This is a genomic window from Mycobacterium sp. NGS40, from assembly GCF_059812735.1.
The window spans coordinates 155,412-182,188 of record NZ_JCALDG010000003.1 but is presented as its reverse complement, the minus strand read 5'-3'; the positions used below and the strand labels follow the sequence as shown (position 1 = coordinate 182,188).

At 65.5% G+C, this 26,777-nt stretch carries 19 protein-coding genes and 1 riboswitch; of the genes, 7 read left to right on the top strand and 12 right to left on the bottom strand.

Translation table 11 applies throughout. The features are described from left to right. Positions 1 to 185: 185 nt before the first annotated feature. A complete protein-coding gene (gene oxc / locus AC5Y5O_RS06545) occupies positions 186 to 1,934 on the top strand; it encodes an oxalyl-CoA decarboxylase (protein WP_500024306.1) in 1,749 nt (582 codons plus the stop codon). Here the strand turns inward: oxc and AC5Y5O_RS06540 are convergent. Next, on the bottom strand, positions 1,918 to 2,850 hold the full coding sequence (locus AC5Y5O_RS06540) for a LysR family transcriptional regulator (protein WP_096283655.1): 933 nt from the start codon (positions 2,848 to 2,850) through the stop codon (positions 1,918 to 1,920). The two genes, oxc and AC5Y5O_RS06540, sit on opposite strands and share 17 nt — an antisense overlap. A gap of 189 nt (positions 2,851 to 3,039) precedes the next feature. Here AC5Y5O_RS06540 and AC5Y5O_RS06535 point away from each other — a divergent pair, with 189 nt between their 5' ends. Together AC5Y5O_RS06535 and car are read left to right on the top strand one after the other, a co-directional pair. Next, positions 3,040 to 3,795 carry a L,D-transpeptidase gene (locus tag AC5Y5O_RS06535; protein ID WP_096283653.1) on the top strand — a complete coding sequence of 252 codons (756 nt, stop codon included), beginning with the start codon at positions 3,040 to 3,042 and terminating at the stop codon, positions 3,793 to 3,795. Positions 3,796 to 3,922: 127 nt separating this feature from the next. Beyond that, positions 3,923 to 7,492, top strand: coding sequence for a carboxylic acid reductase (gene car, locus AC5Y5O_RS06530; protein ID WP_500024303.1), 3,570 nt, complete (start codon positions 3,923 to 3,925; stop codon positions 7,490 to 7,492). A 9-nt stretch (positions 7,493 to 7,501) separates the two neighbouring features. On the opposite strand, the gene AC5Y5O_RS06525 is transcribed toward car, so the two are convergent. Continuing rightward, on the bottom strand, positions 7,502 to 8,089 hold the full coding sequence (locus tag AC5Y5O_RS06525) for a hypothetical protein (protein WP_243393728.1): 588 nt from the start codon (positions 8,087 to 8,089) through the stop codon (positions 7,502 to 7,504). A gap of 118 nt (positions 8,090 to 8,207) precedes the next feature. Here AC5Y5O_RS06525 and AC5Y5O_RS06520 point away from each other — a divergent pair, with 118 nt between their 5' ends. Beyond that, a complete protein-coding gene (locus AC5Y5O_RS06520; protein ID WP_500024301.1) occupies positions 8,208 to 9,161 on the top strand; it encodes an NADP-dependent oxidoreductase in 954 nt (317 codons plus the stop codon). Positions 9,162 to 9,164: 3 nt separating this feature from the next. On the opposite strand, the gene AC5Y5O_RS06515 is transcribed toward AC5Y5O_RS06520, so the two are convergent. Then, entirely contained in the window at positions 9,165 to 10,799 is a 1,635-nt protein-coding gene (locus AC5Y5O_RS06515) for an NRAMP family divalent metal transporter (RefSeq protein ID WP_500024299.1), read from the bottom strand. Between the two features lie 108 nt (positions 10,800 to 10,907). Then, positions 10,908 to 11,123 (bottom strand): hypothetical protein, encoded by a 216-nt coding sequence (locus AC5Y5O_RS06510; RefSeq protein ID WP_500024297.1) that lies wholly within the window; start codon positions 11,121 to 11,123, stop codon positions 10,908 to 10,910. A 263-nt stretch (positions 11,124 to 11,386) separates the two neighbouring features. Further along, a riboswitch (M-box (ykoK) riboswitch) is annotated at positions 11,387 to 11,608 on the bottom strand. 137 nt (positions 11,609 to 11,745) lie between these two features. Between AC5Y5O_RS06510 and AC5Y5O_RS06505 the strand changes: the two genes are divergently transcribed. After that, a complete protein-coding gene (locus AC5Y5O_RS06505; protein WP_096283646.1) occupies positions 11,746 to 12,405 on the top strand; it encodes an O-methyltransferase in 660 nt (219 codons plus the stop codon). A gap of 4 nt (positions 12,406 to 12,409) precedes the next feature. On the opposite strand, the gene AC5Y5O_RS06500 is transcribed toward AC5Y5O_RS06505, so the two are convergent. The 8 genes from AC5Y5O_RS06500 to AC5Y5O_RS06465 all read right to left on the bottom strand — a co-directional run bounded on the left by AC5Y5O_RS06500 (position 12,410) and on the right by AC5Y5O_RS06465 (position 24,193). Then, positions 12,410 to 14,395 carry an acyltransferase family protein gene (locus AC5Y5O_RS06500; protein ID WP_500024446.1) on the bottom strand — a complete coding sequence of 662 codons (1,986 nt, stop codon included), beginning with the start codon at positions 14,393 to 14,395 and terminating at the stop codon, positions 12,410 to 12,412. Positions 14,396 to 14,668: 273 nt separating this feature from the next. Further along, entirely contained in the window at positions 14,669 to 16,090 is a 1,422-nt protein-coding gene (locus tag AC5Y5O_RS06495) for an aldehyde dehydrogenase family protein (protein WP_500024294.1), read from the bottom strand. A gap of 29 nt (positions 16,091 to 16,119) precedes the next feature. After that, a complete protein-coding gene (locus AC5Y5O_RS06490; RefSeq protein WP_500024292.1) occupies positions 16,120 to 17,832 on the bottom strand; it encodes a thiamine pyrophosphate-binding protein in 1,713 nt (570 codons plus the stop codon). A gap of 44 nt (positions 17,833 to 17,876) precedes the next feature. After that, complete coding sequence (locus AC5Y5O_RS06485) at positions 17,877 to 19,019, bottom strand: CaiB/BaiF CoA transferase family protein (protein ID WP_500024444.1); 1,143 nt, start codon at positions 19,017 to 19,019, stop codon at positions 17,877 to 17,879. A 128-nt stretch (positions 19,020 to 19,147) separates the two neighbouring features. Then, a complete protein-coding gene (locus AC5Y5O_RS06480; protein ID WP_096283638.1) occupies positions 19,148 to 20,083 on the bottom strand; it encodes an SDR family NAD(P)-dependent oxidoreductase in 936 nt (311 codons plus the stop codon). Further along, entirely contained in the window at positions 20,080 to 21,948 is a 1,869-nt protein-coding gene (locus AC5Y5O_RS06475) for a flavin-containing monooxygenase (RefSeq protein WP_096283636.1), read from the bottom strand. Before AC5Y5O_RS06475 ends, AC5Y5O_RS06480 begins: the two co-directional genes overlap by 4 nt. Then, positions 21,945 to 23,336 carry an aromatic ring-hydroxylating oxygenase subunit alpha gene (locus tag AC5Y5O_RS06470; protein ID WP_500024290.1) on the bottom strand — a complete coding sequence of 464 codons (1,392 nt, stop codon included), beginning with the start codon at positions 23,334 to 23,336 and terminating at the stop codon, positions 21,945 to 21,947. Before AC5Y5O_RS06470 ends, AC5Y5O_RS06475 begins: the two co-directional genes overlap by 4 nt. Beyond that, a complete protein-coding gene (locus AC5Y5O_RS06465) occupies positions 23,336 to 24,193 on the bottom strand; it encodes an SDR family NAD(P)-dependent oxidoreductase (RefSeq protein ID WP_096283632.1) in 858 nt (285 codons plus the stop codon). The genes AC5Y5O_RS06470 and AC5Y5O_RS06465 overlap by 1 nt, the downstream gene beginning before the upstream one ends. Positions 24,194 to 24,422: 229 nt before the next feature. Between AC5Y5O_RS06465 and AC5Y5O_RS06460 the strand changes: the two genes are divergently transcribed. Both AC5Y5O_RS06460 and AC5Y5O_RS06455 read left to right on the top strand, forming a co-directional pair. Then, entirely contained in the window at positions 24,423 to 26,027 is a 1,605-nt protein-coding gene (locus tag AC5Y5O_RS06460) for a Vgb family protein (protein ID WP_096283630.1), read from the top strand. Beyond that, positions 26,027 to 26,776 (top strand): GntR family transcriptional regulator, encoded by a 750-nt coding sequence (locus AC5Y5O_RS06455; protein ID WP_096283628.1) that lies wholly within the window; start codon positions 26,027 to 26,029, stop codon positions 26,774 to 26,776. Before AC5Y5O_RS06460 ends, AC5Y5O_RS06455 begins: the two co-directional genes overlap by 1 nt. The last annotated feature ends 1 nt before the right edge of the window (position 26,777 follow it).

The window sequence follows — 26,777 nt, the reverse complement described above, 5'->3', positions numbered from 1 at the left end:
TGCAGAGAAACCTCCCTGTTCGTCCAATACTGTTCAGCTCACGATCGATAATCCGCGGCTATCGATTGGCTGAGCAGCGGTCGATAATCACCGTGAATCGCTGCATAGCGGCTTGGTCTTGGACAGCGGCGGGGACCCGGACCACAGTGATGGATGACAGGCATGGACACGCGAGGAGTCGGGCAATGACCACACTTTCGGCATCATCGGCCGCTGCGCCGGACGAGGCGGCGGACGCCGCCCTGACCGACGGCTTCCACCTCGTCGTCGATGCCCTTAAGGCCAATGACATCAACACGATCTATGGAATCGTCGGCATCCCGATCACCGACCTTGCCCGGGTCGCGCAGGCCTGTGGCATGCGGTACATCGGTTTCCGGCAGGAGACTTCCGCCGGCAACGCCGCCGCGGCGGCCGGGTTTCTCACCGGCCGCCCGGGCGTGTGCCTGACGACCTCCGGGCCCGGGTTTCTCAACGGTCTGCCCGCTTTGGCCAACGCGACCACGAACTGCTTCCCGATGATCCAGATCTCGGGTTCGAGCAATCGAGCGCTGGTCGACTTGCAGCGCGGCGACTATCAGGACCTGGATCAGCTCAACGCCGCGCGGCCTTTCGTGAAGGCGGCCTACCGCGTCGAGCGGGTCGAGGACATCGGGCTCGCGATCGCACGCGCGATCCGCACCGCGGTCTCGGGCCGGCCGGGCGGTGTCTACCTCGACATCCCGGGCGCGGTGCTGGGGCAGGCCATGGACGCTGCCGAGGGGGCCGAAAGCGTCTGGCGGGTCATCGATCCCGCACCGCGCCAGCTGCCCGCCCCGGAGGCGGTCGATCGTGCGCTGGACGTGCTGGCGCGGGCGCGCCGGCCGCTGATAGTGCTCGGTAAGGGCGCCGCGTACGCGCAGGCCGACGGCGTGATCCGGGACTTCGTCGAATCCACCGGAATTCCGTTCCTGCCCATGTCGATGGCCAAGGGCCTATTGCCGGATTCGCATCGCCAGTCCGCGGCGGCCGCACGCTCGCTGGCCATCGCCCGCGCCGATGCGGTGTTGCTGGTCGGCGCGCGGCTGAATTGGCTGCTCGGCCATGGCGAATCGCCGCAGTGGGCCGCCGACGCCAAGTTCGTGCAGATCGACATCGCGGCGTCGGAGTTCGACAGCAACCAGCCGATCGTGGCACCGCTGGCCGGCGACATCGGTTCGGTGATGTTTGCATTGCGCGACGGTCTGGCCACCCGGCCGATCACGGTGCCGACGGAATGGACCGACGAGCTGGCCGATCGCCGAGCCCGAAACGATGCCAAGATGAGCGAGCGGCTCGCCGAGAATCCGCACCCGATGCGGTTTTACAACGCACTCGGCGCGATTCGTTCAGTGCTGCAAGCGAATCCGGATGTCTATGTGGTCAATGAGGGGGCCAATGCGCTGGACCTGGCCCGCAACGTGATCGAGATGGAGCTGCCGCGGCACCGCCTGGACACCGGGACCTGGGGCGTGATGGGCATCGGCATGGGCTACGCGATCGCCGCCGCCGTCGAGACGGGCCGGCCCGTCGTCGCGATCGAGGGCGACAGCGCATTCGGGTTCAGCGGCATGGAGATCGAGACGATCTGCCGCTACCGGCTGCCGGTAACAGTCGTCATCCTCAACAACGGCGGCGTGTACCGCGGCGATGAAGAGCCTACCGGCGACAGCCCCGCCCCCACCGTGCTCAACGCCGGTGCACGTCATGAGCTACTGGCAGAAGCGTTCGGCGGCAAGGGATATCATGTCACCACTCCGGCCGAGCTGCAGTCGGCGCTCACGGAGGCGCTCGCGTCGAACGGGCCGTCGCTGATCGACTGCGAACTCGACCCGGCGGCCGGGGTGGAGAGCGGACACCTGGCGAGTCTCAACCCGACCAGCGCGGCCAACCGGAAGGTCAGCGCCGACGGGTGACCCCAATCAGTTGGGCGTTGAAGAACTCGTCCAGCGAAAGCTCATGCGCGCAGGCGACGAGCGCCCTGGCGACCGGCGACCCGGGCCCGGAGGCATTGGTGGCCAACGTGATCTCGGCCTTGACTGCCGGATCGACCATTTCGACCGCACGAATCTCGCCGCCCAGCGGCGATGTCCACAGCCAGGTGTGCGGAACGATGCATGCCCAGTTGCCGGAGGCGACCTGTGCGAGTAGCGAAGCCACCGAGTCGGTTTCGACTTGCGGAGTGACGGTGATGCCGTGCCCGGCGAACGCCTCGTCGATGATTTGCCGGTCCCGCATGTCCGCGGTGAGCAAGGCCAGCGGCAACTGCGCGGCATCCGGCCACCGCAACGTCGATGCGCCGGACGGCAACATATCCGCCGGCGACAGCAGCACGTAGCGCTCGGTATATAGCGGCACCAGGTCCACCTCGTGGGCATCATCGTGTGATGCGTGCACGATCGCGGCGTCGAGCTCGAATTCCCGCAAGCGCCGGTACAGTTCAGTGGCGGCCAGCCGGGAATTGATGTGCACCTTGACCAATGGATGAGCCGAGCAGAAGGCAGACAGCACCAGTGACGCCGTTGTCGATGCGGTGGGCACAGCGCCCAGCCGAAGCGTTCCGGTAATTCCCGATCGCACCGCATCTACCTCGGCCTTGAATGCGTCGTGCTCGGCCAGAATCCGTTTGGCCCACACGACCAGTCGCTCCCCTTCGGGGGTGAGGCCTTCGAAGCTGTGTCCGCGATTGATCAGCGTGACGTTCAATTCACGTTCCAGCTTGGCAATCGCGGCGGACAGCGCGGGCTGCGACACGTAACACTTCTCGGCGGCCCGAGCGAAGTGGCGCTCCTGGGCGACCGCGACGAAGTACTCCAGCTGACGAAAGAGCACTCGCACCTCCTCGGTTCGGCGGCGCCGATTCCGCTGAGGTCAGCCGGTCGCCGCCGATCGAACTCATCCGTTGATCCGATCGTTACCGTGGAGACCGGGCGGAGTGTCATTGTTTGCTAAAAACCGTAATGATCAGACTGCCAGTAGAATATCGTCGTGTTGATCGCACCATCTCGGAGGGTTGACGCCATGCGTCGTGGGGTTCGTTATCTATTTGTTATGGTCGCGATCACGGGCTTTGGCGTGTTGGGATCCGGTTCCCACGCGGTCGCCTCGGTCCCGGTACCGGCACCAACCCCCGCAATTGCCTCGATTTTGCCGGCCGACGGCGCGGTGGTGGGAATTGCACACCCGGTCGTCGTGAAATTCACCGCGCCGGTGACCGACCGGTCCGCCGTGGAACGCTCCATCCACGTGGCCTCCCCTAGCAACATCACCGGACACTTCGAGTGGCCCGAAAACAACGTCGTGCAATGGGTTCCGAACCAGTATTGGCCTGCCCACAGCCACGTTTCGGTGGGCGTGCAGGAGCTGACAACGGGCTTCGACACCGGTGACGCATTCCTGGGGGTGGCCAGCCTCTCCGCGCACACCTTCACCGTGAGCAGGGACGGGGAAATTCTGCGCACGATGCCCGCCTCGATGGGTAAGCCCAGCCGCCCGACGCCGATCGGTAACTTCACCGCCCTCGAGAAACAACGCAGCGTCGTGATGGACTCGCGGACGATCGGTATCCCGCTGAGTTCGCCCGAGGGATACAAGATCACCGCCCAGTACGCGGTCCGCGTCACCTGGAGCGGTGTGTACGTGCACTCGGCACCCTGGTCCGTCGACTCGCAGGGCCACGCCAACGTCAGCCACGGATGCATCAACCTGAGCCCGGACAACGCCGCGTGGTACTTCAACAACGTCAACGTCGGCGATCCCATTCAGGTCGTCGCGTAACCATTTCGGGCCCCGGTGGAGGGCCTCGAGCTGGGTGTGGCCACGGTCACAGTGACCGGGTGGAAGACTCGTAGCGGGCCGACGGTTTGCGCTAGAGAGTCGTCCGAACGAGAGCCTGGGGCTGGTCATGACTATTGATGCGAAGCGCGACAACGGCACCAGCGCGAGTGTGACGACCACCCCACGAGAACGAGTGGCCGAGCGCATCAGGCGTGTGGTGGCGACCGACGAGCAATATCAATACGCCAGGCCGGATCTCGCGCTGCAGGCCGCGGCCCGCCGGCCCGGTCTTCGGCTTCCGCAGATCCTGGAGACGTTCGTCGAAGGCTACGGCGACCGTCCCGCATTGGGATGGCGCGCTCGCGAGCTGAGCACCGATCCTACGACCGGCCGCACCACCACTCGGCTGCTCCCCCGATTCGACACGATCAGCTACCGCGATCTGTGGGCCAACGTGCGCGCCGTCGCCACGGCGTGGCGGCGCGACGAGGCCACCCCGGTGGCGCCGGGGGACGTGGTCGCGACTCTCGGTTTCGCGAGCCCCGAGTACTTGACGCTCGACCTGGTGACCGGCTACCTGGGCCTGGTGGCGGTGCCGCTGCAGCACAACGCAACGGCGACGCGGCTTCAGCCGATCGTCACCGAAATCGAACCCCAGGTGCTGGCCGCCGGGGCGGAGTATCTGGACCTCGCCGTCGAGGCCGCGCTGGGCAGCACATCGTTGCGGCGTCTGGTGGTCTTCGACTATCAGGCGGACATCGACGATCAGCGGGAGAACTTCCTGCGCGCGCAGGCGAAATTGGCCGAGGCCGGCATGGCGGTCACCGTCGAGACCTTCGACGAATTGGTCGAGCGTGGCCGTGCATTGCCACCGGAGCCGTCCTACACCGGCGAAACCGACGAGCGGCTGGCCATGATCATGTACACCTCGGGCAGCACCGGCCTGCCCAAAGGGGCGATGTACACCGAGCGCATGATCTTGAAGCTGTGGACCAACGAGCTCTACCCCGAATTCGCTGATGTACCGGTGTTCAACGTCAACTTCATGCCGCTGAACCACGTGGGCGGACGGATACCGCTGTCGTCGTCGTTCCAAGCCGGTGGCACCAGCTATTTCGTGCCGGAGAGTGACCTCTCCACATTGTTCGACGACTGGAACCTGGTGCGCCCGACGGAGATGGGCATGGTGCCGCGGGTGGTCGAGATGCTCTTCCAGCGTTACCAGAGCGCGGTGGAGCGCCTGATCGGTCAGGGTGCCGAACCCGAGGCTGCTGACGCGGCGGCGAAAGCCGAACTGCGCGAACAACTTCTGGGCGGTCGCGTGATCACCGCCTTCTCCACCACCGCACCGCTGGCCGCCGAGATGAAGACCTTCATCGAATCGTGTTTGGACACCCACGTGCTCGACGGCTACGGCTTGACCGAGGTGGGGATGGTATTCAAGGACGGTGTGGTGAGCCGGCCGCCGATCCTCGACTACAAACTGATCGACGTGCCCGAGCTGGGTTATTTCCACACCGACAAGCCGTACCCGCGCGGCGAGCTGCTGGTGAAGTCGCAGACCGCGTTCGGCGGGTATTTCAAACGCCCCGATGTGACGGCGAATGCGTTCGACCCCGACGGCTACTACCGCACCGGTGACGTGATGGCCGAAGTCGGACCGGATCGTCTGGTCTACGTCGACCGCCGCAACAACGTATTGAAGTTGGCGCAAGGCGAATTCGTCGCGGTGGCACGCCTGGAAGCCGTCTTCAGCAGCGCCGCGCTGGTGCGGCAGATCTTCGTGTACGGCAACAGCGAACGGCCTTACCTGGTGGCGGTCGTGGTCCCGACCCGGGAAGCCGAGCAACGATTCGCCGGCGATCCGGACGGCCTCAAGGCAGCGCTGAACGAATCCCTGCGCCGCACCGCCAAACTCGCCGAGCTGCAATCCTATGAAGTGCCCGCCGACTTCCTGGTCGACTCCGAGCCGTTCAGCGAGGACAACGGACTGCTGTCGGGGGTGGGAAAGTTGCTGCGCCCCAAGCTGAAAGAACACTACGGCGCACGACTGGAAGACCTCTACTCCGAGCTCGCCGCCACCCGCACCGCCGAGCTGCGCGCGCTGCGCGAAGGCGCGGCGGACCGCCCGGTCATCGACACGCTGACGCGCGCCGCCCAGGCGTTACTGGGCCTGCCCGGCGGTCCGCCGCAACCGCATACCCAGTTCCTGGAGCTGGGCGGTGACTCGCTGTCCGCCCTGACCTTCTCTAACCTGCTGCAGGACATCTTCGATGTGCAAGTGCCGGTGGGGCAGATCATCAGCCCGGCGTCCGACTTGCGTCAACTCGCGGAATATGTGGAATCCGAACGTGAATCCGGCGCCAAGCGACCCACCTTCTCGACCGTGCATGGCCGCGGCGCCAGCGAAGTTCGCGCGTCCGAACTCACTCTCGACAAGTTCATCGACGCCGCCACCCTGAACGCGGCCCCAAAGCTGCCGCACGCCACCGGCACGCCGCATACGGTGCTGCTCACCGGCGCCAACGGCTATCTGGGTCGCTTCCTCACCTTGGAATGGCTTGAGCGGCTTGCCGATAGAGGCGGAAAGCTCATCACCGTCATCCGCGGCACCGACACCGAAGCCGCCGCCAAACGCCTGGAGGCTGTTTTCGACAGTGGTGATCCGGGACTACTGAAGCGGTACCGAACGCTGGCCGCCGATCATCTCGAAGTCATCGTCGGCGACATCTCCGAACCGAATCTTGGTTTGGACCAAGCGACTTGGCTGCGCCTCGCCCAAGACGTCGAAATGATCGTGCACCCCGCGGCACTGGTCAACCACGTCCTGCCGTACGACCAGCTGTTCGGCCCGAATGTCGTGGGCACCGCCGAATTGATCCGGCTGGCAATCACGACACGCATCAAGCCGGTCACATACATGTCGACCGTTGCGGTGGCCATGTCGGTGGATCCCAGCGTGTTCGCCGAGGACGGCGACATCCGCGCCGTCAGCCCGGTACGTCCCGTCGACGACAGTTATGCGAACGGGTACGCGAACAGCAAGTGGGGCGGCGAGGTGCTGTTGCGGGAGGCGCACGACCTGTGCGGGTTGCCGGCCACGGTATTCCGGTCCGACATGATCCTCGCGCACAGCCAGTACGCGGGCCAGCTCAATGTCCCGGATGCGTTCACCCGGTTGATCTTCAGCTTGCTGGTGACCGGTATCGCGCCGTCGTCGTTCTATCAGACCGACCCGCAAGGAAACCGGGCGGTGGCGCACTACGACGGTCTGCCGGCCGACTTCGTGGCCGAGTCGGTGACCACGCTGGGCGAGCAGACGGCAGCGGCCGGAGAGTACCGGTCCTTCGACGTGATGAACCCGCACGACGACGGCATCTCGCTGGACGTCTTCGTGGACTGGCTGATCGCCGGTGGCAACGACATCCGTCGCATCGACGACCATGACGAATGGTTCGGGCGTTTCGAAACGGCGCTGCGGGCGCTGCCGGACAAACAGCGTCAGCACTCGGTGCTTGCGTTGCTCGACGTCTACCGCAAGCCCGAGGCACCGCTGCGTGGGGCGCCGGCGCCAACGGATGTGTTCCGCGGTGCGGTGCGGGCAGCGAAAATCGGTGCGGACAAAGACATTCCGCACTTGTCGGAGGGGCTGATCGAAAAATACGTCGCGGATCTGCGCCTGCTCGGGCTGGTGTAGCCCGAAAAGCTAACCGTGCAAACCGTTCTTGACCGCCGCGGCTTGCTTGCGGCCGACGTCGGTGGCAACCGCCGGGTCGACTGGGTCGTTGGGAGCGCTGTCGAATTCCAGGTTGACCAGCGCCCTGCCCTCGGTGAACAACAACACCGCGATCGCCTGCGAGTTATCCGGCGACGCGCCCGAGATCATCGCGCCGTTAGTGCCGACGTCGACGGGCTGCCACGGGCCGGTGACCTTCTTCGCGTAATTCGTCTTGGTGTTCTCCAGGGCGGCGGCCGCGATCGAGGGATCGGCGACGACCAGGATGGTGTCCCCGATACGCCGGCTGTTGTCCGCGTTGACGAACAGCTGGGCAACGCCGGTCGTGTTGTTGGAATTCAGCACCGGGGGTTGCGGCGCGGTGAAATCTCCGCCGATGTCACCGGGCTGGATCAGCAACGCACTGTAATCCGGGGGCGGTCCCGCCGGGGTGCTGGGTGCCGACGTAGTGCCGCTCCCGGATGGCGGGGCCGACGTCTTGCCGCAGCCGGTGATCGCGATGCCGACCACCATGGTGATGGCTACCCAACCGGTGACAGTCCTACGCGCGCGTCGCATGGGCATCCTTTCGGTCGAGAACAGGGTGGGCGCATATGAACATACGCCCAGTCGGCAGGGGCCTATCCTGGCCAGGGGCCGGGCGCAGGTTTCGATTCAACTGGGTGAGGAGATCGAGATGACGGCTACGGTGGCGCGGGCGGTACGGTTCGACCGGTACGGGGGCCGTGACGTGCTGTACGTGGAAGATATCGACATGCCGGCACCCGGACAGGGTGAAGTCGTTGTCGAGGTTCGCGCCGCCGGCATCAATCCCGGCGAGGCCGCGATCCGATCGGGCGCGATGCACGAGATGTTCCCCGCCACGTTTCCGTCCGGGCAAGGCAGCGACCTCGCCGGTGTCGTAACGGCAACCGGTCCGGGGGTCACCGAGTTCACCGTGGGCGACGAGGTGCTGGGGTTCAGCTTCCGGCGATCGAGCCATGCCACCCACACCGCCGTCGGGGTGGATCAGTTGATCCGCAAGCCTGCGCAATTGAGTTGGGAGGCAGCGGGTTCGCTCTATGTCGTCGGTGCGACCGCCTACGCTGCTGTGCGCGCGGTCGCACCGCAGCCGGGCGAGACCGTCGCCGTGTCGGCGGCGGCCGGCGGTGTCGGCAGTCTCGTCGTCCAGCTGTTGGTCCGGCACCAGGCGCGCGTGCTCGGCATCGCCGGCGAGGGCAACGCCGAATGGCTGCGGGCGCACGGCGTCGTTCCGATCGGCTACGGCGGTGATTTTCAAGTGTTGGCCGAGCGGCTGCGCGAGGCGGCGCCTAACGGGATCGACGCGTTCATCGACCTATTCGGCCCGGATTACGTCCAGCTCGCCGTGGATCTCGGGGTGTCACCGCAACGCATCGACACGATCATCTCCTTCCAGAAGGCCGGCGAAGTCGGCGCCAAGACCGAAGGCAGCACCGACGCGTCGACTGCGGAAGTGCTCACCGAGGTCGCCGATCTCGTCGCCGGCGGCGCCGTCGATTTCGACATCGCGGCGACGTTCCCGATGGATCGGGTGGCTGACGCCTTCGAGGAACTCGAGCGCCGGCACACACACGGCAAAATCGTTCTGCTGCCCAATGGTTCGCCGTAGTTGTCAGCCGACGCCAACCTCCACGATCTTGACGATCACGAATATGACGGCCAGCACCAGGTAACCGCGCAGGATCAACAGCCCGGTCCGGCGAATCGGCGAAAGAGCGGGGCGGGCAAGAGAGCTCAGCTCTGGCGTAAGCCAAGACTGCTGTTCCTGCCGACGCAGGGCCCGGCTTTCGGCACGACCTACTGGCGAGGCCAGTTTGGCCGCGCGAGTGTCGCTGTACCACTGGTCGCCGATGATCGCCACCGCGCCGCACACCACGCCGACCGCCGCACCGGCCGCCAGCCCTGCCTCGAGAGCTGCCGTGGACAGATCCGGGAAGAACGTGGCCGCCGTCAGCGCCAGCGACAGCAGCACCAGTGCCCACACGATGGCCCAGGCAACGACGTTCTGCCGCAACGTGTTTACCCACGGTCCCAGGATCGCCCGATCATTGCAGAGCAAGACCAGGAACACGGTCGCCGACGGTAACAGGATGCCGGCCAGCGCCTGCACACCCTGGGTAACCAGCCCGAGGATGTGATCCGGACTGAACGCCACCGCGGCCGACGCCCCGAGCAGCAGGGCATACCCTCCGTAAAATAATGGCGCCTCGCTGATTTTCCAGTGCAGCGAATGCCGCTTGCCCATCGCGTCGCCGATGGCATAGGTGGTGGCCAGCCCGATCGCATTGGCACCGATCAACGAGCCATCGAGAAGAATGATCGCGAACAGCACGCCGACGGGGTGGCGCAGCCCTTTTGCGACCGCACCGGCATCGGTGAAGCTGCCGGTTGCGGTCAGACCAAAGGCGGTGACTGCCATCAACGCCGTCGCACCGACAATGACCACGACGATACCGATGATCAAATCCGCTCGTGCATAGGGAATCCAGCGTGCCGTGATGCGCTTGTCAACCACGTTGGACTGTTGGAAGAACAGCTGCCATGGCGCCACCGTGGTCCCCACGATCGCGATGATCAACAGCAGGACGCCTGCGTTCAGTCCGCCCGGGAACTGTGGAACAAGACCGCCGACAGCCACTTTCGGACTCGGATGCACCATCAGCACCATCGGGAGCATCACAACGTTCACGGCGATCAGCAGGAACATCAGCCCTTCCCAGCGCCGGAACGAGCCGCCGGCGACCACGGCGAACAGTAGTACCGCGGCGGCGGGGATCGCGACGATCTTCGGACAGCCCAGGAATCCCAACGCCAGGGCGACACCGATGAATTCGGTGACGATCGTCAGGGCGTTCAGGACCAGCAGATCGCCGACGCTGAATGCGCCCCAAAACTTTCCGAAACGCTCAAAGATCAGGCGTGCGTGACCGACTCGCGCTACCGCACCCAGGCGCAGCACCATCTCCTGGTTCACGTACAGCACCGGAATCAGCAAAGCCAACGTCCACAACAGGTTCATCCCGTAGTCCTGGCCCGCTTGCGCGTACGTCGCGACGCCGCCGGCGTCGTTGTCGCCCACCATGACGATCAATCCGGGTCCGGTGATCACCAGCAGGGTGCGTAACCGCCGCCACCGGCCGCCCAACGCACCGGCGTCATCGCGCTTGATGCGGCCGAACGCTCCGACGATGTCGCCGGTGTGCGCGGAATCCAGCGCGGCCTGCGGACGGGTGGAAGTCAACGTCATGTCGTTCTCGCTATCTCGAAGTCGGGCTACAAAAGTCGGGTGTTCGACGCGCCCCAGCGGCGGGCTACCAACCCCCCGCCCGCCGCTGGGGACCGCTGGCGGAACACATCACCGGTGGTCTTTCCCACCGCCCGGTGACTGTCCGCCGGGCGCGGACGAGAGCACGGCGATCGGTGTCAGCGACACATACAGGTTCGCCCGCTCTTCGGGCGTCGGGATGTGCATGGCGCACAACCTGTTTGTCAGCAGCCGACCCGCACGCAGCATCGACCGTCCGCGCAACCTTCCAAGACCGCGAATACGGTCCGCAACAACAAAAGTCATGGTCTTCCCCTGTCGGAAGCCCGATCGGATCGCCGGCACGCCAAATACATCCCGCATTCGCCGCCGTCAATACGGTTGCGGAACAGCCAATTTGAGCTGCGTCAGCAGAAAGAAATGCCGGAACCGGATCGGTTCAAGATGGATTTCGGATAGCAACTATCGCCGGGACTCATCTCGCCCTCACCTCCTCACGGCCATGACACGCGCGGGTGTCCACGTTTCACACGCGGGAGAGGTACGAATGCCGGGCCATGAGCCCGCCGGCCGCACCCCTCTCGTCGGAGCTTCGGCACTGCACGGCGTATCTGGATCGACCGATGGTCGCGACCCGCTGCGCTTCGCCGCGCTTGCGATCGCTCCTCGTCCAGAAGCCACTTGGGCTCAACCCTTGTGTCCGGGAAGAGCTGTCCTGACCCGGGGCGTCTCTCGACGTTCGGGGTCAGTGGCCTGTGTCCGTGCAGACGCCTCACCTACCGAGGTGCTTGCCCAACCATGCTGGCACTGCCACCCGCTGCTCGTCAAACCCCTTTTGTCGCAACTGCGACGATCCGTGTTCTGGGTCACACGCCGGAGCATGCGGTCACCGCCCGGGCAAAAGTCGCCGAGGCATACCCTCGAGGGCATGGCGACAACCTTGCAAGACCCTCGCGTCGAGAGCGTGCTCGACCGGATGTACACAGAGACGAAGAACCAGATGTCACTGCTGCGTGAGCGGCAAGGTCAGCTCGAGCGCCCGATGACCACCGCCGAACGCACCGAGGCGATGAGCGAGTTCTACATCCCGGTGACGCCGGACGCCGGCCGGCTGCTGTACGCACTGGTTCGCGCGACCCGTCCGATAACGGTGGTCGAGTTCGGAATGTCGTTCGGTATCTCGGCCATTCATCTCGCGGCGGCCGTCCGCGACAACGGCGTGGGGCGCGTGGTGACCACGGAGCTCAGCGCCAGCAAGATTGCCGCCGCGAAGAAGACGTTCGCCGAGACCGGCTTGGACGACGTGATCACCATTCTCGAAGGCGATGCGTTGACCACGCTGGTGGACCAAGACGGGCCGATCGAATTCGTCTTGCTGGACGGCTGGAAGGATCTCTATCTTCCGGTGCTCAAATTGCTCGAACCCCGGCTCACCACAGGCGCTTTGGTGATCGCCGACAACGCCAGCGCGCCCGACATGGCGCCGTATCTCGACCGCGTGCGCGACCCCGTTAACGGCTACACCAGCTTCAATTTCCTGGTCCGGGAAAGCGACAGCATGGAAGTCAGCTGCCGAACCAACGATTAAGCGCCTACCGCAACGACTCTTCGAGCCACGGCGTCAGCCACTTGACCCCTTCCGGGGTCAAGTGCACACCGTCACTGCGCACCTTGATGCCGTCGACCTTGGCGGTGTAAACGCCGTCGGGGCAAAGCTTTTTGTTCAGGTCAAGGATCTCAACGCCGCTGTGCTGCGCAACGGTTTTGCGCAGCATGGCATTCCACTGATTGACTCGGTCCGGCTGGTCCTCGGGATACAAGCGGCCGTCCGGCTTCTCGCCGCCCCGGCTGTACGGCACCGTGGCAACCACTACCCGAACCCCGCTGGCGCTCACGATATTGAGTGCTCGCTCCAGCTCGGCGTTGAGATACGCGTCGAATGTCGGGTCACCGATGTGGGTCCACTGCCCCTCGTTGACCCGGTCCACGGTCTCCCAGCGACCGACGATCAGGAGCGCGATGTCCGGCTGGTCCTGACTGATCTGCGCTGCCCATCTACTCGGCCACGTATCGCATTCGGCTCGCTGATCCAGGGTCTGGCCGATGTACCGGTATGGCGTGCCGCGAACCAGGCTGCACCCGATGACCGTGTGGTCGAGGAACGCGAATCCGGGTGTCGGGGGCAGGAAGTGCATCCAGGTCCACCCGATCGAATCACCGAAGACCGAAACGGTGAACGGCCGGTTGGGGTTTCGCGGCCCGACCGGACGGCTGCCACCCGGCGGGGCGTTCGACACCGCGGCGACCGCCGAAACGCCCGGGGGCAGGCCGGTCTCGCGCAGACCGGTTCCGGTGCCGACCGGAATCAGCAGCAGCGTGATCGCCGCGGCGCTGGCCACGGTGGCAGCGGCCAGTGGCAGCAGCGCCACCCGGGCCGGTCGCCAGCGCCGGACGGGTTGTTCGATCAGCCAATACGACGCGGCGGCCACCGCCAGCGTGAGCCCGCACCGGGCGGCGAACAACGGCAGCCCCGACCATCCGGTGCGCTCGCCGTTGAGCGCCAGAAAGATTGGCCAATGCCAAAGATAGATGCCGTAGGAGATGGTGCCCAGCCAGACCAGTGGTGGCGCGGCGAGAATGCGGGCGACCAGGCCGCGCTGCTCCAACGCCACCGGGGCGACCACGAAGACCGCCGCGATCGCGACACCGATCAGCAAGCCGTGCCGGAAATCACCGACAGTGCCCGTCGCGAAGTGCGCCGCCGCCGCCAGGCCCGCCACTCCGATCATCGGCAGCAACCGGGCGACCCGCCGCCCCCAGCGACTGCGGATCATGCACCAGCCGCGGTTCAACGACGGCCAATCCCGCACCAGCAGAGCCGCCGCCGCGGAACCGACCAGCAACGCCTGCGCGCGCGTGTCGGTGCCGAAGTAGATGCGATCACGCGTGGCGCCGGAGACGAACACGATCGCTGCCGCCGCGGAAGCCAGCGCACCCAGCGTGGCGATCAGGAAGATGGCGAAGCGCACATCGCCGACCGTGGCCCGCATGAAGTAGCGCTTGGCCCGCGCGGCCAGCAGCAGGGTGACCACGATCAGCAGGACCGGCCAGACGAAGTAGTACTGCTCCTCGACGCCGAGCGACCAGGCGTGCTGCAGCGGCGACGGCGGCGCACCCTGGGTGAAGTAGTCGGTTTTCTGCGCGACGAAACGCCAGTTCGCCACCCATAAGAACGCCGCGATCGCGTCGTCGCGTAACCCGGTAAGAGCTTGAGCGGGAAGCAGTTCGCGGGCCGCGCCGACGGCCAGCACCATCAACACCAGCGCCGGAAGCAGCCGGCGGGCCCGGCGAATCCAGAACCCGGTGAGGTCGATGCGGCCGGTACGCCCGAGCTCGTCGAGCAATAACGAGGTGATCAGGAATCCGCTGAGCACGAAGAAGACGTCGACGCCCAGAAACCCGCCGCTCACGCCGGGGATGCCACCGTGGTCCGCGAGCACCAGGGCGACCGCTACCGCGCGCAGTCCGTCGAGTGCGGGAATGCCGCTGCGCTGCTCGGGTTTATCCCATATCGCCAGCCGGCCGACACGACGTACGGGGTCTACCCACCGCTTCTGCCCAGCAGAACTTGCCGGTGCGGAGTCAGTTCCGTCCGGCTCAGTGCCCGCTTTTAACGCGCCCTGACCACTGCGGTGCCCGGCGCGGTAGTTGCTGCCGATACGTCGTGCCCCTCCTCTTGATTTCAGCAAGCTTAGGGGCGACCGCGTCGGATACGGCGCAGACACGCGCCGGATTTCGGCGGTGGTGTGCGCGGTTTTCGGCCTAGAGTGTTAGGCCTTGTCAGGGGCCTTCTAGGGGGAATAGCCCAGGGTGCTCTTGACTTCCAGGTACTCGTGGAAGCCGAACTCGCTCCACTCACGGCCGTTGCCGCTGCGCTTGTAGCCGCCGAAGGGCGCGTTCATGTCGAAGGCGTGGTTGATTGTCACCCAACCGGCGCGAATCTTGCGGGCGACGTCACGTGCCTTGTCGAGGTCGGCTCCTGAGACGAATCCCGCCAGCCCGTATTCGGTGTCGTTGGCGATCTCGACGGCCTGGTCCAGGTCGTCGTAACCGAGAATGCACAGCACCGGCCCGAAGATCTCTTCGCGTGCGATCGTCATGTCGTTGGTGACGTGCGCGAAAACCGTCGGCTTGACGTAGTAACCCTGGTCCAGCCCGTCCGGCCGGCCCGGGCCTCCCACCACCACGGTCGCGCCCTCGTCGACGCCCCGCTGGATCAGCCGTTGTACCTTGTCGAACTGAGTCTTCGACGCCACCGGCCCGATCGTCGTCCCTGCATCTGGATGGCCCACCGTGACCTGCTCAGCGGCCTCCCGCGCGATGGAGATCGCTTCGGCCATACGCGAGTTGGGCACCAGCATGCGCGTCGGTGCGTTACAGCTCTGCCCGGAGTTCGGCATCATGTTGGCCACACCGGCGCGGACACCGTCGGCGAAGCCGCTGTCGTCGAGCACGATGTTGGGGCTCTTGCCACCCAGCTCCTGGGTCACTCGTTTGACGGTCGGGGCGGCGAGCTTGGCCACCTCGATACCGGCGCGGGTGGATCCGGTGAACGACACCATGTCGATGTCGGGATGGCTGGCCAGGGCGACGCCCACGCCCGCACCGTCGCCGTTGATCAGGTTGAACACCCCGGGCGGCACGCCCGCGGCATCAAGGATCTCGGCGAAGATGTACGGCGAATACGGTGCTACCTCAGACGGTTTCAAGACGACGGTGCAGCCGGTCGCCAGCGCCGGGTACACCTTGACGGCGACCTGGTTTATCGGCCAGTTCCAGGGCGTGATCAGTCCGCAGACGCCGATCGGCTCCTTGGTGATCAGGCTGGCCCCTTTTTGTTCCTCGAACGCGAAGTGCTTTAACGCCTCGATGGCCGTGTTCAGGTGTCCGATCCCGAGGAAGACCTGTGGCCCCGCGGCCAGCGTCGCCGGCGCGCCGATTTCCTCGGTGACCGCCTCGGCGAGGTCGCTCGAGCGCTTCTGGTATTCGGCGAGGATGGCCCGCAACAGGTCCAGCCGCTGTTCGCGGCTGCTTTGCGACCAGCTCGCGAAGGCGTGCCGCGCGGCCAGGACCGCCACGTCGACGTCGGCCGCCGTACCCAGCGAGATCTGGCCGGACACCTGCTCGGTTGCCGGGTTTTCCACGTCAAACGGATTGGGCGCCAACGGCTCAACCCACTTGCCGTCGATGTAGAAGTTCAGGTATTCGCGCATGACATCATCCCTTTCTCGGCGAAGTGCGCTTACTGAGTGCCTTCGGCATACCAGGTCCGGAATCGGTCGTACTTGGGCATCTCCTCGGAGTTGGCCTTGGGGTCGATGCACACGTGCACAACACCGACTTTGCCACTGGCGTAGGCGCGAGCGATCGCAGGGCCGATCTCGGATTCCTTCTCCACGTACTCACCGTGGCAGCCGAAGCCCTCGGCGACCTTGTCCATCCGGACATCCTTGCTCCAGTGCACGCCGGGCTGCGGCGACGGCTGGGCGAAGGTGCGCTTGTACACGCCCACTTCCAAGCCCCACTGGTGGTCTACGCCCACCACGCATACCAGTGGAAGGTTCTGCCGCGCAGCGGTTTCCAACTCGGCTATATGGAAGAGGAACGCGGAGTCGCTGGTCAGCAGCATCACCGGTCGCTTACCGCCCTCGGCGACGGACGCTCCGATCGCGTAGGGCAATCCGGTGCCGAGGTGGCCGAAGTTCTGGTTCCAGATGACGTCGCGCGGCTTGGACTGCGAGTAGGTCCACTGAAAGATCACGGTCGCGCCGCCGTCGCGCACCATGATGCCATCCTCGAGTTCGTTGAACGCCTTGGTGGCCTCGACGACGTAGCGCGCCGGGTGGATCGGCGAACGTCCAGACGGTGCCGATTCCGCCACGTCCGCAAGCTCTTTCGCATCTTTTTCGATCAGGGCCGCCAGCGTGGGTGCGGGTTTGCGCGCAGCGTCCTTGAGTGCGGAGACCAGTTGCGGCACGACACCGCGCAGATCGCCGACCAGCGCCACGTCGACCGGGCGGTTGACGCCGATGGCGGTCGGATCCTGCTCGACCAGAACCCATTTGCGGCTCGCATCGTTGCCCGCCCAGTGCTGGGTGCGGCCGTAGTGCATCGGCTCACCGAGTTCGGTACCCAGCGCGACGCACAGGTCGGATTCCTCGACGGCGTCGTTGGCCGCGGGGGAGAACAAGTAGGGGAACGTCCGCTCCTGCAGTCCCGGAATGAACGAGGTGCCCCCGGAGGTCTGGATCACCGGGCAGGCCATCAGCTCGGCCAGCTCCCTGACCTGTTGTTGAGTACGGGTGGTGTGCACGGCGTGGCCGACCAACAGGACCGGGCTCCTGGCCTCGCGGATCAGCTTGACGGCCTCGATAACCTCGCGGGTGCCGGCGCCCTGGTTGACCAGCCGGTAGGTACTGGGCGGTGGCGCTTCGGCGACGTCGAGCTCCTCGAGGATGACGTGCGAGGGGAACTCGACGTAGGTCGGACCCGGGGTGCCGGACATCGCCTTGCGGATGGCCTCGTGAATGATCTCGTCGGTCTGGTCGGCGTATTCGATCGCGCTGCTGTACTTCACGGAGGCGGCGAAAAGCGGCTCCTGTTGCACGAATTGGATGCGGCCGCGGCGCACCCGGCGCTCGGTGACGCGGGCCCGCTGGCCGCCGAGGAAGATCACCGGCGAATTCTCCACGAGCGCACACTGGATCGCTCCGGCGATGTTGGCCATGCCCGGGCCGAGGGTGCCGATGCACAGTCCGGGGTTACCCGTCATCCGCGACGCCGCCTCGGCCATGAATCCCGCGCTCAGTTCGTGATGCGGGGCTACCACCGACCACCCGCGCGCGTCCGCCTCGGCGAACATGTGGACGAAGTTCGGGTCCGGGATGCCGAACAGGGTGTTGACGCCCTCGACCTCGAACAGGTCGAGGATCCGCTGGTAAACGGGGACGGTCATCGTTGGAAACTCCTCTGTTGGCAACACATTTCGTTGACTAAGCACTATCCCTGGTTCGCGTCGACGGCCAGGCCGATTTCGGCGAGCACTTCTTCGGTGTGGGCGCCGAGCTCCGGCGCGGGCCCCGCGACGCGACCCGGCGTCTGGGAGAACCAGGTGGGCACGCCCGGGAAACGCACCGGCCCATGCGGGGTGTCCACCGTCTCGAACATGCCGACGGCGGCCAGATGCGGATCGTCGAAGAGCGCGCCCGGGGTGTTCAGTGGCGCGGCCGGTATCTCGAGTCGGCGCAACAACGTCAGCCACTCCGCGGTGGAACGCTCTTTCATCGTCTCGGCGACCAGCCCGTAGATGGTGTCGATCTCGCGAGCACGTTGTTCCAGCGTCGAATACAGCTCGCTGGCCCACGGCGGCTGCACGGCCTGCATGAACGCGTTCCAGTGTTTGTCGTTGTAGATCAATGCGGCGATATAGCCATCGCTGGTGCGATACGGGCGGCGGTTGGGCGCCACGGTGCGCGGATACACCGCCGGCCCCAGCGGTGGGTCGAACATGGCACCGTTGGCGTGTTCGACGAGCATGAAAGCGGCCATGGTTTCGAACATGGCGACCTCGACCTCTTGGCCCTGTCCGGTGCGCTCGCGGTGGAACAACGCCATCGTCGTCGCGTACAGCGCCGTCAGCCCGGCGATCTTGTCGGCCATGATGGTGCCGACGTAATCGGCCTCACCGGTCAATTGCTCCTGCACCGCGGGCAGACCGCATTCGGCCTGAATCGTGTCGTCGTAGGCGGGACGGTCGCGATCGGGTCCGCGTCGCCCATACCCATAGCAATTGGTGTAGATAATCGCGGGATTGATCGCCGCGACATCGTCGTAGCCGAAGCCGAGCTTCGCGATTGCCTTGGCGCGCATCGAGTGGATGAATACGTCAGCGGTCTCGACGAGAGTGCGCAGCGCATCAGCTCCCGCCTCGGTCTGCAGGTCCAGCACGACGCTGCGCTTGCCGCGGTTGACATTGACGAATACCCCGCTCATGCCGGGCGCCGGCCCCACCGAGATGTAGCGGGTGTTATCCCCTTGGGGTGGTTCGACTTTGATGACATCGGCACCCATGTCCGCCAATATCTGCGTGCAGTAGGGTCCCATCACCATTGCGGTGAGATCGACCACGCGCACCCCGGTCATCGGGCCCGTCGGGCTAGCCACGAAGCGCTCCCTGGTGTCTTATCTCGCCGAGTGTGGGCCGTATGCCCGAAAACCAGCCGCATTGTGTACCTAAGCCACACGCTCGACGCGGCGGTGGGCCCGTCGGGTTAGCCATGGAGCGCTCCTTGGTCGTTTGACCTCTGAGCCAGGTCGAAGCTGTAGCGAATGTGCTCGTTGTGGCCGTCCGGAGCGACCGGAAAGATCAGCGGCGCTTCGACGTAACGGATCGCGTCCAGATGGCTCCCGACGTCCTCGATCGTCCATGCTGGCCGGCATACGCCCGGGCTTTCCGCGATGACCGCGCGGGCCACCCGCCCCGCCAGCGCGATGAACAGTTCACCGGTCACCGAGCACGACTCGTGCGCAAGCCAACCCACCACGGGTGCAACAAGTTCCGCACCCATCGGTGGATAGGCCGAGGTGTCGATACCCTCGGCCATGCGTGTCACCGCGGCCGGCACGATCACGTTGCACCGCACGCCCTCGGCGGCGCCCTCCAGCGCGGCGACGTTGGACAATCCGATGACCCCAGCCTTGGCGGCGGCATAGTTGGCCACCTTGTGGTTTCCGTACAGGCCCCCGATCGACGACGTCAGCACGATGCGGCCGTAGCCCGCCGCGCACATGAGCGGAAACGCCGGCCGCACCACGTGGAACGCGCCGCGCAGATGCACGTCGAGGACGGCGTCGAAGTCCTCGTAGCTCATCTCCTTCAGCGAATCGCGCCGGACGTTGCCGGCGTTGTGCACCAAAACATCGATGCGGCCATAGTTTTCGAGCGCGGTCGCGATGATCACCTCGCCGCCTTCTCGGGTCGCAACCGACGCGCTGCACGCGACTGCCGTTCCCCCGACCGCGGTGATCTCTTCTACCACCCGTTCGGCCGGACCGGCATCGACCCCCGCGCCGTCGAGGCTGCCACCGGCGTCGTTGACCACCACCTTCGCTCCGCGCGCGGCCAGCAGTTGCGCGTAGGCGCGGCCCAACCCGCGGCCTGCTCCGGTCACCACGGCCACGCGGTCGTCGAATCGCAACTCGCTCATGAAAGCTCGAGACCTGCTAGATCACCCTCGTTGCGCCACTCGGCGATCAGCTCGCCGAAGGCATAGAAACCCGGCGAGTAGAAATCACCGAGGAACGCACCATTGTCCTTGGCGCCACCCTGACCCTCGTTGTTGTAATAACCAGGCGTGCAGGCCATCTCGAAAGCGGAGTTGTCGATCGCGAGTTCACCGACCGTATTGACCCAACCGTCTTGGCCCTCTTGACTAGGTTCGACGGTGGTAGCGCCGCGTTTCTGCGCCTCGGCGATGATGTAAGCAATGTGCTCGGCCTGTTGCTCGAACATCGCGGTGGTGTTGGCCGAAACGCCGCCCTGGATGAAACCGGTGAAGAACTGGTTGGGGAATCCGCGAGTGGTCATGCCGTGCAGCGTCTGGTACCTGTCGCGCCAGTAATCGAACAGCGACAGCCCGTCGCGGCCCTCGATGATGTCGACCGCGAAGCGGCGACTAATCTCCGTGGAGATCTCGAACCCACTGGCGAACACGACGCAATCGACCTCGTACTCAACACCGTTCGCGACAATGCCCTTCTCCGTCAGACGCTCCACGCCCTTGGATTCCGACACGTCCACCAACGTGACATTGGGCAGGTTGAACGCCGGCAGGTACGTCTCGCTCGAACACGGCCGCTTGCACATGAAGCGGTAGTACGGCTTGAGCGCCTCGGCGGTGTCGGGATCGTCAACCAGCGCGGCCACGCGGTTCCGCAGCCGCTCCATGATCTTGTAGTCCTCTTCCTCCCGGATGCGCATGATCTCCTCGATCCCGAGCGAGGCGGGATCCGGGCTGGCGGCAATCCGCGCGGTCATGTTGCGGCCCAATTCGGTCCAGAAGTCACACACTAAATCCGGTTCGCCGAAGACCACCCCGACAAACGGTGACCAGTTGTGGAAATTGCGCTTACGCTCCTCCTGCCAACCGGGCTGCAGGGTCGCCGCCCAGGCCGGATCGGTGGGCGTGTTGGCGCGCATGTCCACCGACGACGGGGTGCGCTGGAACACGAACAGTTGCTTGGCATCCCGGCCGAGATGCGGCACCAGCTGAACGCCGGTGGCACCGGTGCCGATGAGTGCCACACGCTTGTCGGCGAGCTTGTGCAGACCACCGTTGGCATCGCCCCCGGTGTAGTCGTAGTCCCAGCGTGCCGAATGGAATGCGTGGCCGCCTGCGGCCAGGTACTCCTTGATGCCGGGGATGCCGGGCAACTTCGGCTTGTTGTACGAGCCCTGCGCCATCACCACGAACCGCGCGCGGATGTCGTCACCGCGGTTGGTGGTCAGCCGCCAGCGCTTGGTCTCCTCGTTCCAGCGCATGGTCTCGACCTGGGTGGAGAAGATCGCGCCGTCGTAGAGGTCGAAGTGTTTGCCCATGGCCTGGCAATGCCCAAAGATCTCGGCGCCGTCGGCGAACTTCTTGCTCGGCAGGAAGTCGAGTTCCTCAAGCATCGGGACGTAGCAGTAGGCGTCATTGTCGCACTGAATGCCGGGGAAGCGGTTCCAGTACCACACACCGCCGAAGTCCCCGGCCATATCGATGACCCGAACATCTTGCACGCCTGCCTTTTTCAGGTAAGCGCCGGATAATAACCCGGCAAAGCCGCCGCCGAGCACCACGACCTCGATGTCCGCATCGATCGGGGGGCGGTCGGCCACCGGGGTGTACGGGTCTACCTCGTAGAGGTCCGCCAGGTCGTCGTCGAGTTCGAGATACTGCGCGCCGCCGTCGGTGCGCAGGCGCTTCTCGCGCTCCTGGGCGTACTTGGCCCGCGTCGCGTCGATGTCGACGTCCTGCGGCACCTCGGTGGGCCCGCAACCGTCTTGGTGCTCTTCCGTGCCGGGGGTCATGCCCGTGGGCGCTCCTTACCTGAAAGCTCCTGGGGCTCACCGGCACCCATGTACCTCGACAATTGATAGTGCAGATTGACCGTGCTGCGTTCCCGGTATGGGTTGGGCTTGGTGCCCGGGAAGCCCAGCGATTTCATGCCCTGCTGGACGGCGGCCATATTGGCGAAGTCCTGCGGAAGCACCGACCGCCATCTCGGGTCGCCGACCGGTGTGTACTCCCACTGCGTCTGCGGCTCTTGACCTTTCGGGTAGAGCTCGAAGACCGACACCTCAAAGATGCACTTGTCCGGGTGGTAGCTGGGGTGCGGCCGTGCGCCGTAGCACAGCGCGACCGTCAGGCCCTGCCCGATCTGGAAGTTCGGGAAGATCTGCCACGCGGTGCCGGCCTGTCCGAGGATGTCGGACGGAATCGTCGGCCAGATCACGCCTCGGGCCTCGTCGTCGCGGCGCGCCGAAGCCAGCCAATGTTCGAGGACCTTGTCGGCCGGGGTGCCCTCGGGCAGTTCGTCGACCAGCCGTTTGGCGGCGTTCACCAGCGTCTCGGTGGTGGAGGTGTTGGTTTCCTCCATCGTGTAGATCTGCATCTGCGCCGTTGACACCCGGGGATCGGCGCCGGTGCCGAGGCGGATTTTGGACTTGGTCGCCGCGAGGTCGTCCGGGGCGTCATAGCCGATGTTGCTGTGCTTGCCTTGTGCTTTCGCCCAGCCCTTGAACTCGCCGAACTGGTTGAACTCGGGATGCGTGGTGTAGACGTGGTAGGTCTCGTTGAACGCCTCCAGCGCGACCTTCCAGTTGCAGTCGAATTCCACCCACTTGCGCCATTTGTAGCGCATGTTTTCCAGGCCGAACGGGTCGAGGATCTTCGCGGCCGGAAACAGGTAGTCAGCCAGCGGCTCGCAGTCGGGATCCATGTTGATCCACAACCAGCCGCCCCAGGTGTCGACCCGGACCGGCCGCAGGTGGGTGTTGTCGGGCGTGAGCGCTTCCTGCCAGTCCTGCTGTTCGCGGATATGCGTGCACGCGCCGTCGAGGCCATAGGTCCAGCCGTGGAAGCCGCAGACGAACGACTTTCGGGTGCGAGCGCAGGCGTTCTTGGCGCCCTCTGGGGTGTCGATCAGCCGGCGGCCACGGTGCATGCAGACGTTATGGTGGGCGTGGAACTCGTCGCTCCCGGTGCGCACCACGATGATCGAGTCGTCAAGGATGTCGTAGGTGAGGTAACTGCCCACCTCGGGCAACTCTTCGACGCGGCCGGCCTGCTGCCAGACCCGGCGCCACAACTTATCACGCTCGGCGCGGGCATAGTCCTCGGAGATGTATGCCTCGACGCCGATGGTCATCGGTGTCGAAAGTTCTTCGGCCACAGTGTCTTTGGCCAGGTCGGTCATCACATCCTCCTAATCTCGGCGCGGAAGGATTCGTCCTTGAGGAACAGCGACGTGTTGTCGGCGCCGAGATGGGTCCACTTGAGGTCCAGGCCGCCGTCGACCAGCAGCGTCTGACCGGTGATATAGCTCGACATCTCGGACAGCAGGAACAGGACGGCGGCGGCCTGCTCTTCGGGCCGGCCACGCCGGCCCATCGCGATTGCCTGCCGGTCCCGCTCGGGGTCCTCATCGACATAAGTGCGCGACGCGGCGGTCTCGGTGACGCCGGGTGCCACCGCGTTCACCCGGATTCCCGAGTCCGCCAACTCGACGGCCATGGTCCGGGTCATCGCGACGATCGCGGCCTTGGCCGTCCCGTAGGCGATGTGAAACGGAGCGGTGTTCATGCCGCTGATCGAGGAGATCGACACGATCGACCCCGGCCGTCGCTGCGCGACTAGTTCGCGCGCCACGGCCTGGCTCATGAAGAACGCCGTTTCGAGATTGTCGGCGAAGATCTTGCGCCAATCGCTGCGCGTCACCCGCGTCGACGGCATCCACGTCGACGGCTGCGCGCCGCCGGCGACGTTGACCAGCCCATACAGGCTGCCCTCGGCGCGGCGCGCGTGATCGATCACCGTGGCGATGCCCTCGTCGCTGGCCGCGTCGGCCGCGACGGGCACCACGGGCAGCCCCTGGGCCGCCAGCGGCGAGACGTGCTCGTCAAGGTTTTCCTTCGACCGGCTGACCGCGATCACGGTGGCGCCGGCCCGGGCGGCCATGGTCGTGACGGTCGTGCCGATGCCGCCGCCGCCGGCACCGGAAACCACCACGACGCGGCCTTCCAATCCCAAGAGGCGCCCCAGAAGATCGTCCATGACCTGCTTTCGCCCGCCTTGGACGTGTCCTGTCGTCATCGTCCGCAGCCGGATCTCACACTCGATTTGTCCGGACAAAACATCGGATTCTGCCCGTTGGAGAACACTATTCCGATCGGCAGACTTGGCTGTCAAGGTCGAGCCGGGACGCTTACGCGGCTATTGTCTGGACTAAGACGAGTTGATAACGTCCAGCCCCAACGGCTGACGGAAGGATCTCGGCGAGTCAATGGCGATCTCAACGCGCACCTCGCGGTACCCGGCGACGCACCCGGTGGACGTCGCCGAAGGTTGGGAGCTCGAACGAGTCACCGCGCCCAGTCGGTTGTTCGGCGCCAACGGGTTGCGGACCGGCCCGGACGGTCGCATCTACATCGCCCAAGTCACCGGCAGTCAGATCAGCGCGCTGGATCACCGCACCGGGGAGCTTGTGACCGCCAGCCCCAAGGGCGGCGACATCGTGGCGCCCGACGACGTCGCATTCGACGCCAACGGCAACCTGTATGCGACCGAGGTGATGGACGGCCGGGTCAGCGTGCGCGACACCAGTGGCCGCACGCGGGTGCTGCGTGACGACGTGCCGTCGGCCAATGGCATCACCTTTCACCGGGGCCGGTTGTTCATCGGTGAATGCCGTGCGGGCGGACGGCTGCTGGAGTTCGACCTGGCGGGCGGACCGCCCCGGGTGCTGTTGGAGAACGTGCCCTCCCCCAACGCGATGGAGGTCGGCCCGGACGGCCTGCTGTATTTCCCGGTGATGGGCGCCAATGAAATCTGGCGCATCGACCCCGACGGCGGCGAACCACAATGTGTCGCGAGCGATCTCGGCGTGCCCGATTCGGTCAAATTCGACGCGCAGGGCCATATCGTTTCCACCCAGGTCGCCAGCGGTCAGGTGCTGCGCATCGATCCCCGCAACGGGGAACGGCAACTGCTCGCCCAGTTGAATCCCGGCCTGGACAACTGCACCTTCGTCGGCGAGCAGCTGTTCGTCTCCAACTTCACCGGCGAGATCACCGAGATATCGCCGCATGGCACCACGAGATCCGTGTTGGCCGGCGGACTCAACTGGCCGCTGGACCTCGCGGTCGGATACGACGGACAGCTCTACATCGCCGACGGCACATACTTTTACGTCGCGCTGCCCGACGGGTCATTGCAGACCGCGGGCATGCTGTTCAGCCCCGGCTATCCCGGATTCCTGCGCGGCGTTGTCGCCAGCGGGCCCGGCGAGTTCGTCGTCACGACCTCCGGCGGTCAGGTCAGCGTCTACCGGCCCGAGACGAACGAATCCGAGTTGCTGGCAGACGGTTTCGATCAGCTCTACGGTGTCGCGATGAGCCCCGACGGTGTGGTGTTTGCGGAGCTCGGTACCGGCCGGTTGCTGTCGCTGCGGTCCGGCGGTATCGAGGCGCTGGCCACCGACCTGCGTGAGCCGGTCGGCGTCACGATCGATGCCGACGGGACTTGTCTGGTCGCCGAGGCAGGTGCGGGCCGAGTGGTCAGGGTGAGCGGGTCGAAAATCGATACCGTTGTCACGGATCTACAACGCCCGCAAGGCATTCTGATACATGGCGGAGTTCTCTACGTCGTCGATGCCGGCGCTAAGGAGTTGATCGCGTTCGATCTGACCAGTAGCGCACGGCGCACGATCGCATCCGGGCTGCCGGTCGGTCCGCCGCCCGGCGTCACGCCCAAGCCGTTGCTAGGCATGCCGCCGTTTTCCGGACCGCAGGGCCCGTTCGCCGGGATCACCGCCGCGGCCGACGGGACGATCTACCTCTCGGCCGACGGCGACGGCAGCGTGCTGGCACTGCGCAAGGACGGCGGCTGATGCCCCAGATCATCGCGGGTGACCACCGCTACTTACAGATTGCACGCACGCTGCGCAAGGAGATCGTCGACGGCGTCTACCCGGTGGGCTCGCAGCTGCCGACCGAACACCAACTGTGCGAGCGCTTCGCGGTCAGCCGCTACACCGTCCGCGAAGCACTGCGCCGACTGCGCGAGGACAATCTGGTCGCATCCCGGCCGCGGGCCGGCACTCGGGTAGTGCCCCGGCCGGCATCGAGTTCCTATGCCCAGGACGCGATGTCGATCGACGATCTCCTCGCGTTCGCGGCCGGCGCGCAACTGACCATCGAATCCAACGCGATGGTGACGATCGACGAGGAGCTGGCCGCTGCGACCGGACTCGAGACCGGCACCCAGTGGCTATCGGTACGCGGCTATCGGCAAGCCGACGGCGCACCGGTGCCGATGTGCCGAACCGAGTACTACATCAACCGCGGTTTCGCCGCGGTCGGCAGGCTGCTGCAGCGCCATGCCGGCCCTATTTTCCCGCTGATCGAGGATCTGTTCGGCGTCAGTGTCGCCGCGTTGCATCAGGAGATCGCCGCCGTCTTGCTATCGCCGGAACTGGCCGACGGCCTGGGCGTCGAAGCGGGGACGGCTGCACTACAGATGCGCCGCACCTACACGACCTCAGACGGCGAGGTGGCTCAGGTGACGATCAACACTCACCTGTCGTCGAGGTTTCGGTACGCGATGACCATGCGTCGCGTCGCTGGTCAGGCCGGTTGAG

Excerpts from the sequence above, each read along its gene's own strand:
- AC5Y5O_RS06535 (WP_096283653.1), top strand. The coding sequence starts at position 3,040 with ATGCGTCGTGGGGTTCGTTATCTATTTGTTATGGTCGCGATCACGGGC.
- AC5Y5O_RS06460 (WP_096283630.1), top strand. The coding sequence starts at position 24,423 with ATGGCGATCTCAACGCGCACCTCGCGGTACCCGGCGACGCACCCGGTG.
- car (WP_500024303.1), top strand. The coding sequence starts at position 3,923 with ATGACTATTGATGCGAAGCGCGACAACGGCACCAGCGCGAGTGTGACG.
- AC5Y5O_RS06485 (WP_500024444.1), bottom strand. The coding sequence starts at position 19,019 with ATGACCGGGGTGCGCGTGGTCGATCTCACCGCAATGGTGATGGGACCC.
- AC5Y5O_RS06470 (WP_500024290.1), bottom strand. The coding sequence starts at position 23,336 with ATGACCGACCTGGCCAAAGACACTGTGGCCGAAGAACTTTCGACACCG.
- AC5Y5O_RS06515 (WP_500024299.1), bottom strand. The coding sequence starts at position 10,799 with ATGACGTTGACTTCCACCCGTCCGCAGGCCGCGCTGGATTCCGCGCAC.
- AC5Y5O_RS06510 (WP_500024297.1), bottom strand. The coding sequence starts at position 11,123 with ATGACTTTTGTTGTTGCGGACCGTATTCGCGGTCTTGGAAGGTTGCGC.
- AC5Y5O_RS06465 (WP_096283632.1), bottom strand. The coding sequence starts at position 24,193 with ATGGACGATCTTCTGGGGCGCCTCTTGGGATTGGAAGGCCGCGTCGTG.
- AC5Y5O_RS06455 (WP_096283628.1), top strand. The coding sequence starts at position 26,027 with ATGCCCCAGATCATCGCGGGTGACCACCGCTACTTACAGATTGCACGC.
- AC5Y5O_RS06475 (WP_096283636.1), bottom strand. The coding sequence starts at position 21,948 with ATGACCCCCGGCACGGAAGAGCACCAAGACGGTTGCGGGCCCACCGAG.
- AC5Y5O_RS06520 (WP_500024301.1), top strand. The coding sequence starts at position 8,208 with ATGACGGCTACGGTGGCGCGGGCGGTACGGTTCGACCGGTACGGGGGC.
- AC5Y5O_RS06490 (WP_500024292.1), bottom strand. The coding sequence starts at position 17,832 with ATGACCGTCCCCGTTTACCAGCGGATCCTCGACCTGTTCGAGGTCGAG.
- AC5Y5O_RS06525 (WP_243393728.1), bottom strand. The coding sequence starts at position 8,089 with ATGCGACGCGCGCGTAGGACTGTCACCGGTTGGGTAGCCATCACCATG.
- AC5Y5O_RS06495 (WP_500024294.1), bottom strand. The coding sequence starts at position 16,090 with ATGCGCGAATACCTGAACTTCTACATCGACGGCAAGTGGGTTGAGCCG.
- AC5Y5O_RS06505 (WP_096283646.1), top strand. The coding sequence starts at position 11,746 with ATGGCGACAACCTTGCAAGACCCTCGCGTCGAGAGCGTGCTCGACCGG.
- oxc (WP_500024306.1), top strand. The coding sequence starts at position 186 with ATGACCACACTTTCGGCATCATCGGCCGCTGCGCCGGACGAGGCGGCG.
- AC5Y5O_RS06480 (WP_096283638.1), bottom strand. The coding sequence starts at position 20,083 with ATGAGCGAGTTGCGATTCGACGACCGCGTGGCCGTGGTGACCGGAGCA.